General features: G+C 34.1%; 16 protein-coding genes. 3 read left to right on the top strand and 13 right to left on the bottom strand.

What is annotated here, in order from left to right:
* Nucleotides 1–356 precede the first annotated feature (356 nt).
* From ACW9JY_RS09745 to ACW9JY_RS09695, 11 genes are all read right to left on the bottom strand, one after another.
* Nucleotides 357–2,246, bottom strand: coding sequence for an ABC transporter substrate-binding protein (locus tag ACW9JY_RS09745; RefSeq protein ID WP_457284226.1), 1,890 nt, complete (start codon nucleotides 2,244–2,246; stop codon nucleotides 357–359).
* Nucleotides 2,247–2,250: 4 nt separating this feature from the next.
* Nucleotides 2,251–2,388: a hypothetical protein gene (locus ACW9JY_RS09740; RefSeq protein WP_457284225.1), complete on the bottom strand. Its 138-nt coding sequence runs from the start codon at nucleotides 2,386–2,388 to the stop codon at nucleotides 2,251–2,253.
* Nucleotides 2,389–2,649: 261 nt separating this feature from the next.
* Nucleotides 2,650–3,645: a Gfo/Idh/MocA family protein gene (locus tag ACW9JY_RS09735; protein ID WP_457284224.1), complete on the bottom strand. Its 996-nt coding sequence runs from the start codon at nucleotides 3,643–3,645 to the stop codon at nucleotides 2,650–2,652.
* Between the two features lie 12 nt (nucleotides 3,646–3,657).
* A complete protein-coding gene (locus ACW9JY_RS09730; protein WP_457284223.1) occupies nucleotides 3,658–4,896 on the bottom strand; it encodes a Gfo/Idh/MocA family protein in 1,239 nt (412 codons plus the stop codon).
* Nucleotides 4,897–5,180: 284 nt separating this feature from the next.
* Nucleotides 5,181–6,338, bottom strand: a complete 1,158-nt coding sequence (locus ACW9JY_RS09725) for a tagaturonate epimerase family protein (RefSeq protein WP_457284222.1) — start codon at nucleotides 6,336–6,338, stop codon at nucleotides 5,181–5,183.
* A 14-nt stretch (nucleotides 6,339–6,352) separates the two neighbouring features.
* Complete coding sequence (locus ACW9JY_RS09720) at nucleotides 6,353–7,510, bottom strand: ROK family transcriptional regulator (protein ID WP_103077080.1); 1,158 nt, start codon at nucleotides 7,508–7,510, stop codon at nucleotides 6,353–6,355.
* Between the two features lie 33 nt (nucleotides 7,511–7,543).
* Complete coding sequence (gene uxaC, locus ACW9JY_RS09715; RefSeq protein ID WP_457284221.1) at nucleotides 7,544–8,911, bottom strand: glucuronate isomerase; 1,368 nt, start codon at nucleotides 8,909–8,911, stop codon at nucleotides 7,544–7,546.
* An 83-nt stretch (nucleotides 8,912–8,994) separates the two neighbouring features.
* Complete coding sequence (aglA, locus tag ACW9JY_RS09710) at nucleotides 8,995–10,386, bottom strand: alpha-glucosidase AglA (RefSeq protein ID WP_457284220.1); 1,392 nt, start codon at nucleotides 10,384–10,386, stop codon at nucleotides 8,995–8,997.
* Between the two features lie 55 nt (nucleotides 10,387–10,441).
* Nucleotides 10,442–11,242 (bottom strand): carbohydrate ABC transporter permease, encoded by an 801-nt coding sequence (locus ACW9JY_RS09705; protein ID WP_457284219.1) that lies wholly within the window; start codon nucleotides 11,240–11,242, stop codon nucleotides 10,442–10,444.
* Nucleotides 11,239–12,108: a carbohydrate ABC transporter permease gene (locus tag ACW9JY_RS09700; RefSeq protein ID WP_457284218.1), complete on the bottom strand. Its 870-nt coding sequence runs from the start codon at nucleotides 12,106–12,108 to the stop codon at nucleotides 11,239–11,241. The genes ACW9JY_RS09705 and ACW9JY_RS09700 overlap by 4 nt, the downstream gene beginning before the upstream one ends.
* Before the next feature lie 74 nt (nucleotides 12,109–12,182).
* The gene (locus tag ACW9JY_RS09695; RefSeq protein WP_457284217.1) at nucleotides 12,183–13,454 is read right to left on the bottom strand and encodes an ABC transporter substrate-binding protein; all 1,272 of its coding nucleotides are present in this window, start codon (nucleotides 13,452–13,454) and stop codon (nucleotides 12,183–12,185) included.
* 350 nt (nucleotides 13,455–13,804) lie between these two features.
* On the opposite strand from ACW9JY_RS09695, the gene ACW9JY_RS09690 reads away from it, so the two are divergent.
* Nucleotides 13,805–14,083, top strand: a complete 279-nt coding sequence (locus tag ACW9JY_RS09690; protein WP_457284216.1) for a glycerol-3-phosphate acyltransferase — start codon at nucleotides 13,805–13,807, stop codon at nucleotides 14,081–14,083.
* Between the two features lie 47 nt (nucleotides 14,084–14,130).
* Here ACW9JY_RS09690 and ACW9JY_RS09685 read toward each other — a convergent pair whose 3' ends face one another.
* A complete protein-coding gene (locus ACW9JY_RS09685; RefSeq protein ID WP_457284215.1) occupies nucleotides 14,131–14,784 on the bottom strand; it encodes a PepSY domain-containing protein in 654 nt (217 codons plus the stop codon).
* 217 nt (nucleotides 14,785–15,001) lie between these two features.
* Here ACW9JY_RS09685 and ACW9JY_RS09680 point away from each other — a divergent pair, with 217 nt between their 5' ends.
* Both ACW9JY_RS09680 and ACW9JY_RS09675 read left to right on the top strand, forming a co-directional pair.
* The gene (locus ACW9JY_RS09680) at nucleotides 15,002–15,670 is read left to right on the top strand and encodes a response regulator transcription factor (RefSeq protein WP_103077075.1); all 669 of its coding nucleotides are present in this window, start codon (nucleotides 15,002–15,004) and stop codon (nucleotides 15,668–15,670) included.
* 50 nt (nucleotides 15,671–15,720) lie between these two features.
* Entirely contained in the window at nucleotides 15,721–17,037 is a 1,317-nt protein-coding gene (locus ACW9JY_RS09675) for a sensor histidine kinase (RefSeq protein WP_457284214.1), read from the top strand.
* A 66-nt stretch (nucleotides 17,038–17,103) separates the two neighbouring features.
* Here ACW9JY_RS09675 and ACW9JY_RS09670 read toward each other — a convergent pair whose 3' ends face one another.
* On the bottom strand, nucleotides 17,104–17,547 hold the full coding sequence (locus tag ACW9JY_RS09670; RefSeq protein WP_169925149.1) for a PspC domain-containing protein: 444 nt from the start codon (nucleotides 17,545–17,547) through the stop codon (nucleotides 17,104–17,106).
* Nucleotides 17,548–17,732 lie beyond the last annotated feature (185 nt).

Here is a 17,732-nt window from a genome sequence, read left to right as displayed (position 1 = left end):
ACATGATACCAGATTATTTAATCATTTGTTCATATTTCATTTTTTCTACCCACACTTTTTGGAAGAGAACCTAAAAATTTTCCAATTCTAACTACTTTTCTGTTTTTTGAAGAATTATTTCAAATTTCAAAGAGTATTTTGAATAATTATCCAAAAATTTTAGTTCTTTTTACTCTGGTCTTAACTTATTGTATGGGATCAACAGGTGTTAGCCTGGGTACAATAAATACCACCGTTATTCCTACGAATACTACAACTAGAAATTTTATTATCCTTGGTAGCAAGTATCACTTGAAAAATAGCAAGTGTTACACCAGCCCCCCGAAGGGGGCTCAATGTATTTATATCTGTAGCCTTTATTTCCTACCTGTTGGTTCAAGGAAGGGGAGTACGTATTTCAAATTTGGCCAATGAGTATAGGGAATCATATACGGATTTTCTGCAGTTGGATAATTCGTCCAGTAATATTCATCTAATGCAATAACGCCTGGATACGAAAATGTTGGAAGCGTTGGCATTTCTTCAACTGCTATTTTTAATCCTTCCATACCTAATTGTAGGTTTTCCTCACTATTCCATTCAACCTTTTCCATTTCTTCTATAACTTTATCCATTCTTGGATCTCTCCATCTTGACGGGGCTCCATTTTGAGAAACGGTGACTTCTCCTATTGGTTTATAATATTTTGAATGCCAAACATTAAAGACGCGATACAAATCAGGATGTCCGCCCCATGGTTCCATTGCAGGCCAGTTAGTTGTAACTTCAAAATCTCCTAGATAGGAAAGGGTAGTAACGGTTTCACTGGTAGTTACTTCCACTTCTATTCCAAAGTTTCTCCATTGTTGGGCTGCAGCAAGTGCGTTTCTATGTTGGGGTTGTGCAGGATTTGGAGCGGTTACAATATTAATTTTCCAAGGTGTACCATCTGGTAACAACCATTTGCCATTTTTATCTCTTGTAAATCCATTCCTTTCTAACAGTTGTTCCGCTACATCAGGTGCATATTTCCACCATCCTGGACCAAACATCTCTTTCAACGTTTCTATATCGTTTGGTACCTCGTATCCTCTTTCCCTCGCGTATTGAGCTGCTTTCAATACAACTGATGGATCGTACGGTTTAAATGGTTTCCCATTAACTTCTATGTCTAAGGTGAAATTCTTCAACCAATCTTCTAATGGTTCATAGTACCATTCTTGATATGCAGGAGTAGGAGGAAGGTGAAGTACACCCATAGTTGCAGTACCATCAAACGCTATTCCTATGTAATCTACTATATCTATTGCAAGAGTTAATGCCCATCTTACATCTTTTATGTTGTATGGATATACATCATTATTGAACATAAGACCTGTCATACAAGGATCCGTGTTGACCACCCATGGGTATTCTATTCTGTACCCCCTTGAGTATGGATTCCTTTGAATGAGGGCTTGGAATGCTTCAATTGTCATATCTGCAATGTCTAAGTTATGATTAGCTTGTGCAATTACTTCATTGGTTGCTTCTCCATAGTGATAAAAGAGTACGTATTTTGGTTTCGGCTCACCAAACAACATCCCAGTTGGTGTTCTATCCCAATCTTCCCTTTTTTCCCAAAGTGTCCAATAACCGGCGACATCATAATCTTTTAGAACGTATGGACCACTACTTATCGGAGGGTTGAAATCAAAAGATACAGGATCTTCTACTTTTTCAAAAATATGTTTTGGGAAAGGTCTCCATGCTCCCCATCTGTCCAAAAAATTAGCGTGGAATCGTGCGTTAGGTTCTTTTAATTCAAATACTACAGTGTAATTATCTGTTTTGTATACTTTATCAATGTGAAGTTTAAGCTGGTCATGGTAAGACATTCCGGGGGTTTTCATAGTTAGCTCAATACCATATATAATATCATCCGCAGTAATTTCAACACTATCACTCCAATAGCACCCTTTCCTTAACTTAACCGTCATCTGTGTGAAGTCTTCGTTGTAGATAGGACCTTCTGCTGCAAGAGAATTAATAACTTCTCCCCTGGCAGGCTCAATCGTCCATAATGGTTCCAGCATCAATTGTTGAACCCCTCTGTCAGGGGCTCTTCCACCTGTTGAGACAAAAATATTAAAGTTGTTCGGCGCCGCCACTCTCCCAGCTAAGACATCACCAATTAGAGTTTCTTCTCTTGGAATTCCAGCTACCTGTGAAAATCCTGCCACGACAAGTAACACGGAAACAAAAATTACCAATAAACTCTTTTTCATTTTTTCACACCTCCATCAAGTTGTTTGAAACTTCTTCATACCCTCTCATACTCAATACCACCTTTTTTGCAAACAGTTCCCACCTCCTGTAGATTTTAATGGATACTACCTTTAAAAACTCTGGAACATGCATTTTAACCAACTTTTAATACCTTCAATATAAAATATTCGCCTCCTCATGGTAAAACATCATATTATTTTTAGAAACTTGTGAACCCGAATCCAAATCGCCTTCTTTTTTCTAAACTGTATTTAAACCATATTTTAACGTATTTTCTATTGTTTTTTCCAAAATGATGACTTTTGCTGCATTTGGTAACCTTTTTAAAAAATTTATTCATTTCTCAAAATTTTTCTATGCTAAGTAATTTTTGGCTTTTTCAGGATTACTTTGATTTTCAAATCATAAAAGTATAACGTTTCCTTCATCGGCAGATTGAAGAGCTTTTAAACATATCCTTGTTACTTCAAAAGAATCTTCAGCGGTGACCATACATTTTCCTTTTTTCTCTATTTCGCTTAAAAAATCTAGAAATATGCTTTTTTCTTGTTCTAACGGTAGTTCACGAATCCCAGGCACTTCATTATCGATTAAATATACTTTATTATGCATTATTTCTATTATTCCTTTTGTGCCAACAACTCGTAATCTATCGTCATCATGTGTAGGAGCATTGTTAGGTCTGTAGTAATCTATCGATAATGAAGCAAAAATTTCATTTTCAAGTTCAAAGTGGCATAATGCACTTGTCTCTAAATCCCCATAGTTATTATTGTATTTTTTCGAATGAGCTGCATATACAGAAATAAAATTTACTTCTGTAAACCACCGGATCCAATCAACCCCATGGCTTCCAACCCATGGAATAGTGCCCCCATAAGTTTCTCTATATTTATAAAATGGCTCTCTTTGACCAAGTTTATAAGATTTTTGAGCATTGAGAAGTCTTATTTCTCCTACAACACCTTTTTTTAAATAATTATAAGCTGTTAAAAACCATGGTTTGTACCTTATACCGAACATAGCTGTGAAAGAACATTGACTTTTTAAGTAAGCTTCCTTTAATAAATCAAGATCTTCAAAGTTTGTGGCTACAGGTTTTTCTGTAAAAACATGAATCTTTCTGTTTAAAGCTTCAATTGAAGCTTTAGCTAAATCGCCAAAAAAGCAGTTAATGATGGCTATATCAGGGTTAGTTTCATCGAACATTTTTTTGTAATCTTCATATATTTTTGGTTTATATCCTAAGTCTTCTATTTCTTTACGTAATTTGTCTATGTTTTCTCCATTGGAACCAGGAGCAATTCCAACAACATTTATGTTCAGATTATGATAAAGTCTTAAGGGCGTTACAACATAATGATAATGGCCACTTGAACCTACAAAGCATAACTTCATATTAAAGACCCCCTAAGCATCTTTTTTCAAAAATGGGTTGAAAGACTTATATTCTTTGACTTTTATTTCTTTTGTTGCACGAGCCCATGTGATTCCTATATCTGAAAAAAGTACTTTCTTTTCAAAGGCTTCATCTATTATTTCATCAATATTATTTAAAACAGTTTTATATTCATTTTCTTCTTCATATTCTTTTATGAAATTTTTTGGTATAGGAACAATTTTTTCAGCCGAGTCGTAGGCACCATTTACAGCTACTACAAATGGTCGTGAATTTTTTGGTGTGGAATATAATTCATCTATAATACCTAAATGCTTTTTAGCTACAATTCTAAAGACTTCTAAATGAGGGTCTATTCCTTCATTATCAAATTCTCTTTTTTCCCCATTATTTAAAAGTATTGTTGTTTTTTCAGAAAAGTCCCAATAGGATTTCCCTTTTGTTCCTTCGATTACCATATAGGGGTCTAATTTTTTATTTGAAGCGTGAGTTACATAGAAATGTATCTTTGTACCATTAATTGCTTTAGCTTCTATACATGAAGTATCTTCTGTTTCAATGTAAGTATGAGTTCTATATAATTCGGCCCTCACAGTTTCAAGATCGATTGATTCGTTCATACTAGGACCTATTAAGTAAAGCATATTGTTTAAGTAATGGGCTAACGCGTTATTTATAGGTCCATCTAATATAATATGTCCGTTGTATATACTTTTACCGGCCCATTCATTTCTGGTATAATATGAACGATATCTTGGCCATATAGCTTTACAACTGATTTCTTTAATTCGCCCTAATTTTCCTTGCAAAATAATTTCTTTCAACTTTCTGATAGATCTCGAATGAATCATATGAAAACCTATCGAACAAAACTTTCCCGTTTCTTTCTCTGCTTCTATAATTTTATCCACTTCTTGAACGGTAGCAGCTGGAGGTTTCTCCAATAAAACATTATATCCGTATTTCATAGCTTTTATTGCCATTTCGCTATGAGTATGAATGGCAGTCGGTAGTGTGATTACATCTACAAAATCTCGAGCGTTTTTTAAAAGGTCATCATACGAGTAGAAAATCTCTACTCCTTCTTTTTTAAATTTTTTCTCAAGGTCAAAATTTTTCCTTCTATCTTCTACCCCTATTCCTATTCCTGCTAATTTGAGTTCTCCCTCATTTTCTAATTGTTTTATAAACTTGATATGTTCTGCTGCAAAGTTTCTAACTCCTACTACTGCAAAATAAACTTTTTTCATACACTTTTCTCCTTAATTAATATATTTTTACTGAGTTTACAAATTCTAAAACATGCATTTTCCCATTTTTTAATGCTTTCGGATATTTAGGAAAATCAATAATTTTACTTTTGAGCTGGGATATTTCTTTTCTTATTAAGAAAGTAACTTTCTTTTTTTAAATCAGAAAAATTATAGTAAAATAACATTTACTTGTCAAATCTGATTATAAACAATTAAGAGCATTTATTAGCAATTATTTAAGTTTAGCTAATAAATGCTCCTGTTTTCTTAGTTTTTTGTTTTTATTTTGTTTCTTCAATTTTAAGTTCTTTAACATGTTTTTCTATATGATTCTCAACGTTTTCATGGTATTCATTTTGGTATTTTGTAAGGATCTCAAAAAACTTTTCTCTGAAATCGTATTGTGGGTTCAAAACGAACATATATGAAACATGCAGTGTTTGCCTTGCATCTGGATTTTTGAGGTACTCTGTTGGGGATAAATCTTTTGGAACAGAGAATGGGTTACAGGAAAGATGGTAATATTTATCCATCTCTTCTCTTTTATCAAGACATGTTTGCCAGATTTTTTTGAAGAATTCTGGATCTTTCTGAGCTACAACCTTAATAGCTTCGAGATAGCTGGTTCCAGATGTTTTTAGGTGGTAATTTCCTTGAGTAACTTCACCTATTATAGGATAAATGGAGAATTTATCGCTACCAGAATGAATGGAAAGCCTATATCCAAAGTATTTGGCTATTTTGTCTTGTTTGATAAGAGACTTTTTAAACTCTTGTACATTTCCTATATAGTCAATACCTTTTTGAAACTCCCCAGGGAAGCGCGGGGCTAGTGTATCTATTTTTACTCCTTCATCGTAGATATATTTAGAGATCAAAAAATGTGTTTTTTCATCTGTTGGAACATCTGTCTCGTCAACTGAAACTTCAAAAGATACTTCTTTTTTATTTACCTTTGGAAATTTGTTCCATACATCTATAACTCTTTCGATAACGCTGGCATAAATTGAAACAATTTCATTCAATTCGTTTTTATCTGAATATTCTATGGGCATATCGTTTACAAAAAAGCTTTTGTTATAAAATTGTTTAAATATGCGTTCTTTTATAGAAGAATCTTTATTCATATGTTCTGAACAATCCAAAGTGAGCATTGTAATTCCCGAATCTAAAGCATATTGAATCTCCTCATCACTTTTCAAATGATCTCCATCAAATCCACTGTTTCCAAGATAGTTTTCTTCAACAAGCGCGTTTAGTACGTCTTTTCTTACATCAGTAAACGTTCTTCCTGTAAAATTTAACTCTCTAATACTTTGTTGTGCGAAAACAGGAAAGAAGTTGTATTTTTTTGCAACTTTTATATGGCCCGTGGTTGCAATCCCTATTCTATCTCCAAGACCCAGAGAGATCCCCTTCTTCGATAAAATTGTAAACATTTAAATTTTCCTCCTCATGGTATTATTTCTTCCCTTACATATTTTTCGAAGGCATAAGTCGCAGCCCCGCAAGCTGTTATGTATTCTCCTATCGAAGAAACTTCAATAGTTACATCTTTGTTTGCGTAAAATATATGCTGGTTGTAACTTTGTTCAATGGAGTCTTTGAGAAATTCCCACCCATTTGACACTCCACCTGCTATATAGACCTTTTCTGGATTTAAAATATTGACTAAAGTAGCAATGCCAATTCCTAAATATTTTCCTGCTCTTTCAAACGCTTTTATCGCATTTTCATCACCTTTTTTGGCTAATTCATACACCAATTTTGATTCACAACTTCTTTCACACTCTAATTTTTTCCCGGATATTTCTTCGTAATTTCTAACAATCGCCTTACTGGAGCTTTCTGTTTCCAAACAACCATTTTTACCGCAGTTACACCTTCTTCCTTCGGGGTTAACCGTAACATGGCCTAACTCTCCCGCAGCGTTCTTATATCCCCTCAATATCTTTCCGTTACTTACTATCCCTACTCCTATACCTGGACCAATGTTGATTACACAAAAATCTTTCTCTTTGTGGGAATTGTTAGAAATTAAGTTCCGTGCCATCATTATTGTGTTATGATCCACGTAAGCTGGCAGATTGAACTCTTTTTTCATCACCTTTTTAACCTCAAAGTTCGATATATCAATATTGTGAGATCTTATAACCACACCACTTTCTGGGTCTATATAACCAGGAAAAGCCATCCCTATACCGATTATGTCGAATTTGTTTTTAACAATTTTTATATTTTCATAAATCTGCTTCAACAATTTGTCGTTTTTCTCTGAGGCGAATCTTTTGGAATATAAGATGTCGCCCTTCCCGCTTGAGACAATAACCCTTGAGTATGCAGAACCCACATCATATCCAATAAACAAGAAATTATCGTAGTTTATATCAAGTAGAATACCCTTTTTCCCAACGCGAGAAACATCCTCACTTCCAACTTCTTTCAAGACCTTTTTATGTATTAAAAGGTTCGTTATATAACTCACAGTCGAAGGCATGAGTCGTGTTTCTCTTGCAATTTTGGCCCTTGTCATAGGGCCATTAATCCTTAATGATTGAAAAATAAGTGCTGCATTATTTTCTTTTAAAGAAGACAAGGATGCTTTTTTCATCAAATTGGTACCTCCGAGTTTAATAATTTTTATCTAAATTTTTTCAAAAAACAACCTTTTTGGTCTAAAGTAACTAATATCTCTCACCAAATCAAATGCTTCCCTGATAGGTATTTGACCTTTTTCTACCATTTCACCAACCACGTTAGACAACTCTCTTCTGAACATCTCTGTCCTTGAACCGTAGGAGATTAGCTTTCTTGAATCTGTTACCCAACCCGCTAAGTCGCTAAGAAGGTCAATGGTGGATATATATTTTAAATACATCTCCATTCCAAAGGGGCTGTCGTTGAACCACCAAGGTGCTCCAAGGCTAACGTTTGGAAAGGCCCTTGCTATTGTGGCAACGGTTGGAAATAGCGATGGATCCAAACAGTACAAAACAACTTTCAATTTTTCATCAAATTGGTTTAAAAAGTATTTTAACCCATTTGCCAAGTCAACGTTGCTAGTTGAAATATCTCCTCCGGTGTCTGGCCCCAAAGTATTATATAACTTGTCTCTATAATCTCGCACCGCACCAATATGTAATTGCATAACCCAATTACTTTCAGCATTCATCGCCCCAAATTCATAGAACATAAAGGATTTGAAGTCTGAAATTTCTTGTTTCGTTAACTCTTTTTTTGAAAATGCTTTTTCATATATTTCTTTTACTTTTTCTCTTTCAACGGGGTATGAAATCGGTTCAAATATCCCATGATCACTTGAAACACCACCGAGTTCATCAAATTTTGTGTGTGTCTTGTAAAGGGCATTTAAAAACCCATCAAAACGTTCAATATTTTCTTTTGTTATTTCTCCTAACTTTTCTACAAAATCTTTCCAATTTTCTTTTTCAATGTTCATAGCTTTGTCGGGTCTCCAAGTGGGGAGAATCTTTATTCCTTCAATATCTTTAGCTTTTTCATGATATGAGAGGTCCTCTGTTGGATCATTTGTTGTACACATTATTTCTACGTTCATTTCTTTTAGTAATCGTTGAGGTTTCATACTTTCACTTTTTAGTAATAAAGAAGTATTTTGCCATATCTTTTCAGCCGTATACTTTGAAATGGTATCTTCTATTTTAAACCTTCTTTTCAGATCGAGGTGTATCCATTCGTATGTAGGATTGCCAACGAACTCAGGGAAAACTTCAGCCAATGCCATCCACTTTTCCTTATTTGAAGCATTTCCAGTTATCTTTTCTTCGGGGACACCTCTTTTTCTCATTAATTCCCACACATAATGATCGGTGGCTCCTTCAACTTGCCATATGTCATCCCAACCTTTGTCCTCAACGATCTCTTTCACATCTCCGTGATTGTGAGCATCTAAGATAGGGAGATCTTTAATTGAATTATACAAGATCTTCGAAGTGTTGTTTTGTAGTAAATAATTTTCATCCAAAAAAGACATTTTTCTAACCTCCTCTACTTCAATTCTTCATGTTTTTGAAAATTATGAAACATGCTTTAGGACCTTTTCTATTAAACACGTTATTACCTTCTATAATGCTCCTTCATTTCCTTGTTAAAAGGTAGATTGAATATCTCATCCCACAACTTAGGAATATCATCATAATTTTTGGTTCTTGGATCTCTTACCAACACTTCTTCTAAAATAGTTCTATCTCCCGTTATAAAGGCTTCTAATGCCATTTCCATTCTTGTGATTCTAGGAATTATATAGTAATTTTTGATCTTTTCTGGTAACTCTGGTTCAATCTTTTCAGGGAAGATTCCATTTTTGTTAACTTTTACAGGAACTTCTACCACTACATCGTCAGGGATATTTTTTATTGTTCCATTATTCAAGATATTCAAGAATAATCTTGATTCAACATTATTAGTTAAAGCGTTTATAAAAGGTATCTGTTGTTCACCACTCATTTTTTCTTTTGGGAATTCTTCAGGCCAGTTTTCTGTTATTTTGATACTTGGATCTTTCGAAACTTGAATTATCATTCTTTTTATTTGACGTAATTCTTCATAGAACTTCGGTCTTTCAACTTCGTTGTCTATCCCCCCGAACTTTCCATACCATTTCTTTTTTGCTTGTATACTATGATGATGTTTCCATGTGCTGTTTCTAGTTGTATCTCCTATGGGCAATAATCCATAGAATTTGTACATATCGATAACCGCTGGAGCTAAATGAGTATCCCAAGGGTCTTTTGGTTGCCAATTGTTTGATTCTTCTTCTATCCATTTGTCTAAGATTGGGTAAGCCTCTTCGCCCTTGTATAAAAATCTGTTCAACCAAATCCCGTGGTTCACTCCAGCTACCTGCCAATCAGTTTCGTTTTCTTCTAATCCTAAAGTTTTAAGAACTTCGTGGACACCTCCAACCCCATGACAAAAGCCTACTACTTTTACATTAGTCAGCCTTTTAATCAATTGTGTAATTTCGAAAACAGGGTTAGCAGTTTGTATAAGCCATGCATTCGGACATATTTTTTCAATTGATTTGGCTATATCTAGTGATAAGTTTAAATGATTGTAGTTTGTAAATGTATAATAATCCGATACCATGTTGAATTCTTGACTATCTATTCCTCTGTAGTAACCATATTTTTCTGCAACATCACGCATGATTTCATAACTTACATAACCATCTTCATGGCCTGGTGCCCTGTATAATGCTGTGTTTATAACAAAGTCTGCATCTTTTAAAGATTCTTCACGGTTGGTAGTTTTCTCAAATTTAAGGTTACCACCTATTTCTTCGGTGTATCTTTTAGCTAGGTTATCTACGGCATTTAATCGTTCTTCGTCGATGTCCATGAAAGAGATTAAACTTCCGTTTAATTCCTTTGTTTTTGCTAAATCTCCTACTAATTTCACTGTGTACCTAACACTACCTGCTCCTATAAAAGAAATTTTAACTGGCATTTCTACACCTCCATATTTAAATTCAGAATATACTTTTTAAATCAATTTAAACATTTTAATATTTTAAACCACCAGCTGTTAAACCTTTCATGAACAAGTTCTGGAATAGCAAAAATATTATCAAGGTCGGAATAATTGATAGTACGGTTAAGGCTAAAATTTCGTTCCATGGAATTCCATATTGCCCTTGCAAGCTTGAAAGAGCTAGTTGAATAGTGTATAATTCACTTCTGTTGATGACTATCAAAGGTAAGATAAAATCGTTCCATCTCCAAGTAAATGAAAAAATAGATAAAGCAGCTATTAAAGGTTTTGAAAGAGGCACGATTATTTTAGCAAATATTTGCATCTCTGTTGCACCATCTATCTTCGCACTTTCCAAGAATTCGTTGGGTATATCTCTCATATATTGTACAGCTGTAAAAGTCCCTGTGGGAGTGAATACCGCTGGAATAATTAAACCCCATAGAGAATCCATTAGGCCCAGTCTTCTAATTATTATAAACAGAGGCACCATAGTAACTTGAGCAGTAATGAATAGTGTAACCATTATCGAATTAGTTAAAAATGATCGGCCTTTAAAAGTTCCTTTTGCTAAACTGTACCCTATAGTTAAACAAAGAAACACTGTAAAAAAAGTAGAAACTATTGCAACGAATAAAGTATTTCCTAAGTATCTCATCACATCCAGATTTTTAAAGATGCTTATATATCCTTCAAGTGAAAAATTTTGAGGGAAAAAAGTAGGAGGATATTGGTAGATTTCTCCCATCGTTTTAAATGAAGAAGCTACTGTCCAGTAAACCGGGATCATAAAAATAATAGCTAAAATGATAACAACTATTTTTCTTGTCATGCTCTCTCCTCGCTTTTTGTACCTTGTGCCTTTAAAGCCAAGTAGGAAATTATAAACACAATAATAAGGAACACTAAACTCATTGCAGAGGCATAACCTATTCTATAAGAAGAAAAAGCTTGTTGGTAAATATACAGAGGTGCCACGGTTGTTGCATATCCGGGTCCACCTGTAGTGAGAATGTAGACTATTGTAAAACTTCTAAAGCAATAAGCGGTTGAAAGTATAAGCACTAATATATTTGTATTTCTTAATAATGGAAAGGTAACATACCAAAAAAGTTGGAATTTATTTGCTCCATCAACGATAGCTGCCTCTTGGAGTTCATGAGGAATATTTTGTAATCCAGTAATAAAAAGCATCATCATGAATCCTGTTAATACCCATACTTGAACCAATACTGCTGATAATAAAGCTAAGTTTGGGGTTTCTAACCAGGATACAATGTTAAAGTTTAGTCGAGATAAAATTGAGTTTACCAGACCTGTATCAGTCGATAACAACCACTTCCACATTGTACCAGCTGCAACCAAAGGGACCATATAAGGCCAATAAAAGAATGCTCTAAAGATTTTTGAGAATTTATCTTCATCTTGCAAAAAAACACCTAAGATCAATGAAAGCATAAAAGTTATTGGGACCGATAAGAAAGTATATTTAAAAGATACAAAAATCGAATTCCAAAACCACTTGTCTGAAAAAAGGTCTACAAAGTTTTTTAATCCTATGAACTTCATCGGATGTAACAAGTCCCAAGAATAAAAGGAAAGATAAAAAATCAAGATTATCGGTAGTAAGACGAAAATACCAAAAAATATTAACGACGGAATAGAAAAAATAAATCTATTTTTTATCCACTTATGCATTATACTTGAGAACCTCCTTTTGAAAAATCCCAGCTCCCCAAGTTAGGAAATTCAGGGAGCTGAAATTGTTATTTCTATTCTGCAAGGTCTTCCATTATTCTTTCATATTCTGCTTTGGTATTTTGTATTATTTCTTTTGGAGTTACTTCTCCCGTAATACCAAGAGATAATTGTTTCCTAATTGGTTCGTATAGTCGACTCCAAACCTCATTAGCACGTGATGAGGCAGTCCACACAGGGGCTCTTTCACCCAGTTGCCCAAATACCGTTGCCACTTCGTTCATTTTTTCATTTTCATAGTCGATCTGATGATTTTGATAGGCTGTTAGATAATACCCGTGTTTCATCAATTCGAGATATCCATCATCTTTATCAGCCATCCACATTATAAAATCTATTGCTGCTTGTTCCCTCTCTGAATTACCAGTTTCAAAAGCTCCTAGAAAGCTTCCTCCTGGAACTCCAAACCAACTGTTAATTTCCGGGAAAAAGGCAGGATCAAATACTTTTCCAGTGCTTTCTGAAACATCCAAAACTTGAAGTAGCAGCCAACTTCCTGACCAATACGCCGCGGTTCTTCTACTAAAAAAATCTTGATCTGCTGCTTGTCCACTTAACCATTCGGCTTTGGGAATATAACCATCTTTAAAAAGGTTAAGAAATTCTTGTATCGCAATTTCTGCATTTTCGTACGTATCCAACACAAAATTTAATTCGTCATCTAAAACACGTATATCCCATAAGCTTAAATAACTAAAGAATCTATCAGTGGAGTAATCAAAAGAAAGTGCATATGGTATTTTGTTTGCTTTTTTAATCTCTGATAAAGTTTCTTTAAACTCTTCCCAAGACCACGGCTCTTCTCTTCCTCCCAAAGGAGGATAAGTTATCCCAGCTTTTTCAAACATTTCCTTATTTACCCACAATCCTGTAACTGTAAATTCAAGAGGAACAGCATGAATAATATCTCCACTCCCCATATAAATACTAGTTACATCGTATATCTGATTTTTAAATTCTTGTGGAGACATTCCAAAATTGTCTTGGATGTAAGGGGACAGATTTATGAGATAGTCGTCAACTTGAGGGATATAAGCTGTTGTTATTTGAATTAAATCGGGAACTTCACCGCTCATAATTGATAGAGAAACTTTTTGCATGAACCCTCCATAATAAGGAAGGGCAACAACATCAATATTCACATTTGGATGTTCTTTTTTATAGATTTCCACGATATAAGACATATTTCTTGCCATAATTTCATCCGAAACGTACATTGTTAGATCAACAGCCATATATAAACTTGCCAGAAAAACAACCAATATCACTAAAAAAAACTTTTTCACCACAAACACCTCCTGTAATTTGGTTTTTTTAAATCTCCAAGAATCAGAGTACTTGTTATCATCTTCGACAAATAATGAGTCTTTTTTACCGTTTATAAATCACCTCCTGCTTTTAGGCATGTTTTTCTAACTCCTTTAATTAATTCATTCTAAAATCGAATTTATTCATATCCATTTTAAATTAAAATAAACAAAAAGTCAAACTTGATTTTACTTAATTATGGTCAATGTAATCCAATTAAATGCAAATATTTTTGATTAGGTTGATTTTTCTCATTTTTTCTAAAGATTTGAAAAGTAGAGTATAATTAAAAATAAGAGGTGATCAATATATAAAATTTTTTATCTCGTTGGTTGCAAGTTATCTTATCGGTTCGATACCATGGAGTTTTATTTTTGCAAAAATTTTTTCTGGAAAGGATATTAGAAAACAAGGAACTAAAAATGTCAGCACAACTAACGCCTGGAAAATAGCCGGACCTGTAGCAGGTGTATTATCTTTTGCTTATGTGAGCTTGATTGTGGGTGCTCTTTCGGCAACTGTGGTGGAAGGGTTTGGTAGTTGGTTAAACGATAATTTGACGATAGCTTCAATGGCAGCTTTTTTCATGTGGTTTGTTAATATTTAAAAATTCCCCTGCAGATTTTTTGCAGGGGAAGTTGAACTGGGAGGATTTTAGAAGTTTTCATTTAGTGGAGGTTCAAATTCTCCGGGGGTACTTTCTTCAGTGGAAGTCCCGGGAGTACTTTCTTCAGTGGAAATCCCTGATTCGCTCGGCATACTTTCAGTGGGTTGTGGCATCTCTACTTCTCCTTCAGGAGAAATTATTTCACCATTAGATGGATTCACTTTCACTGTTAAGTCAGAGAGTTCAATTGTGTAAACAGGATTACCTGTTTCATCTGCTTCTATCTTTGCTGATTGAAACATATTTTCGGGATATGCACTTACAACAGTTTTTACAGCTTCCTCTAAAGATATGTTTACCATGGATAAGAGGTTCAAAGTTTCTTCAGATGGAGTTTGCCCTTCCTTCGTGGACAATATTTCTCCGGTTTGTTTGTCCACTTGAACTTCTGTTCCATCGTCGAATTTGAAAGTGTAAGTGCCTTTATCTTTACCGAAAAGTCCTTTATCAGCAGTTATAGAAACTAGGGTTCCTTCCGGTATTGTGGCTTTGACGGTTTGTATTAGTTGATCTATTGGAACTCCCACTAATTCTCCTGGTTCTTCTGATGTTGCAGGTGGTTGTTCAGGTAACTGAGCAAACACGAATCCACTGATTAGAAAAGTCACTATAATCAGTGTTCCTAATAGTCTTTTGGTCATCTCTTTCACCTCCTTGTTTTGGTATTCCCTTCCCTCCACCCTTTACACTATTAGTCTATAATTCAGGAATGAAATTCCTATGAGAGTGAACTTAACTTAAACTGAAAGTTTTATAGTAAAAAAAATGAATGATTAAAAAGTTATTTTTTTCATAAAACTTTAATTTGAAAGTCAGAAAATTAGTTGTGATAGAATATTAATTATCGAGGTGGATAGTATGAAAATCCTTGTTGTTGAGGATGAAGAAAAACTTGCTAATATAATAAAAAGGGGACTTACGGAAGAAGGATACTGTATCGACGTTGTTTACGATGGAGAAGAAGCAGAAAACTATGCAAAATATTCTTCATACGATTTGATAATTTTAGATATAATGCTACCAAAAAAAGATGGGATAACCGTTTGTCAAAATTTAAGGAAAGAAAATATCAATACTCCAATATTGATGCTAACTGCAAAAGATAGTGTGGGAGACAGAGTTAAGGGTTTAGATTCCGGAGCAGACGATTATTTGGTAAAACCTTTTGATTTCGATGAATTATTTGCAAGGGTTAGATCTCTGCTAAGAAGAGAAAGTTTTACCCGCAACCCGATTCTTAAAGTGGGAGATTTAACTTTAAACACCTTAACAAGAGAGGTTTGGATGGGAGAGAAAAAATTGAAATTAACCCCAAAGGAATACAATATCTTGGAGTATTTTATGAGAAACCCAAGAATAGTAGTTACAAGGACTATTCTTGAGGAGAAAATGTGGGATATCGACTTTGAAGGGAATTCAAACGTTATAGATGTATATATAAGAAGATTGAGAAAGAAAATTGGAGATAAAGAGGGTAAAATTCTAGAAACTGTTAGAGGAGCTGGTTACAGGTTAACGGTATCTTAGGTTTTTTTAAGAGCATAAAGTTCAAATTGACCGTTTGGTACTTACTAATAATGGCCATTTTGCTTTTAGTATTTGGGCTGAGCTCTTATTATGCTTTAAGCTACAGCCTATATGATAATATTGATAATTTTTTGTTGACAAGAATGGGTGATTTTAAAGGAGTATTAGAAAAAACAGAAAATGTTGAAGATATTGAAAATATAAAAGCGTTGCCAAACGAAATGATTTACATTTATAGTGATGATGCTAGTTTATTAAGGTTTTATGGCTATCTTATAAAAATACCAGACATTCAGGGGAAGGTACAAAAAGCCAATGCAGGCGAAACATTTTTCTTCAATTTAACCACCGACTTCAATTGGAACACTAGATTTTATGTTTCAACTGCAAAGCTAAAAGAAAATTCGAATGTTGTCATAATCATTGGAAGATTTACTAATGAGATAGAGAATGTTTTGGCTCGTTTGAAAATGATTCTGATATCAACTGGTGTTTTGGTAATGATCCTGGCTGGGATAGGGGGATTTTTTTATGCCGATAGTTCTCTTAAACCTGTTGAAAAAATTATAGATACGGCAAAAAATATCGAAGAAAATAATTTAAATGAAAGGATAAAAGTAAAAACGCAAGATGAGTTGGGAAGGCTAGCTTCCACGTTGAATCAAATGATTTCGAGACTTGAAAAAGCCTTTGAACAACAGAAGCAATTCACCGCAGATGTTTCTCACGATTTAAGAACCCCACTTTCGATAATACAAGCGGAAAGTAGTTTGTCTTTGAAAAAAGACAGGTCGATAGAGGAGTATAAAAAATCTTTAGAGTTGATCTTAGAAGAAACTTCTTATATGTCAGAAATTATAGATAAATTGCTTTTTTTAGCCAGGAGTGATAACAAAACTCAATTTTACAGTTTTACCAAAACTAATTTGAAATCTTTGTTGGGAGAAGTAATAAAAAAAGTTAGTCCTTTGTACCACAACAAAGGTTTAGCATTAGAAGTTGCAAAGTTGGAAGAGCTATATATCAGGGCAGATAAAGATAAATTAAAAGAAGCTATTATAAATATTTTAGATAATTCTTTAAAGTATACGGATGAAGGAAAAGTTACTATTTCTTCTGTTAAAAGAGGTAATTTTGCTAAAATATCTATAGAAGACACTGGTAGAGGTATTCCTAAAGAAGATTTAAATAGAATATTCGATCGTTTCTATAGGGGAGATAAAGCAAGGACAAGCAGTGAAAAAAGTACTGGATTAGGATTGGCAATTGTTAAAGAGATCGTTAATGCTCATGATGGAAGAATAGAAGTGAAGAGTGAAGTTGGAAAAGGAACTGTGTTTTCTTTGTTTTTGCCTATTGAAAAATAAGGGCCAAAAGGCCCTTTTCGACTTTCAAGATAAAGGGAACTATATAACTTTTCAGGAAGGCCTGAACTATTTTTTTGTTCTTGATTTGGAAATCAAATATGCCCCAATTCCGATCAATAATATACTTATCACGATTTTGATAAAATTTCTAAAGAAAAATGTCGAAGGAGTTATTATACTTACCAAAATAATTAGCCCAATTACGATAAATAGTAATGCAAACAACCCTATAACGACTTTTCTGTCTTCATCTTCTAGATTATGTGAAATATGATGGTGCTCGGTTCCGGGTGTTTCTTCTAAATGTTCATCAGAATAACGATTTCCTTGAGGTTGCGGTGGGATTATAAAAATTGCGATTATGTACAAAATAACCCCAAATCCCCAAACTAGGCTTAACACAATCCACAAAAGTCGTATGATAACTGGATCAATTTCGAAATACTCACCTAAGCCTCCACAAACACCGGCTAAAATCTTATTTTCTCTGGAACGATAAAGTTTTCTCAATTTTTTCCCCTCCAGTTATGAGTTATTACACTATACTAGTTTTGTTTTTCAAAAGCCAATTAATAGCATTTGTACCAAATCTGAGGTGAAGAGAGTCAATTACACCCAAGGCTCCTTGTCAAATATGGTTGATAGAATAGACTGAAGAGATGATGAAAAAGGTATTACAGAGATTTTTTGTTGAG

It is taken from the genome of Petrotoga sp. DB-2 (assembly GCF_054051725.1).
This window is presented reverse-complemented; position numbering and strand designations above follow the sequence as displayed.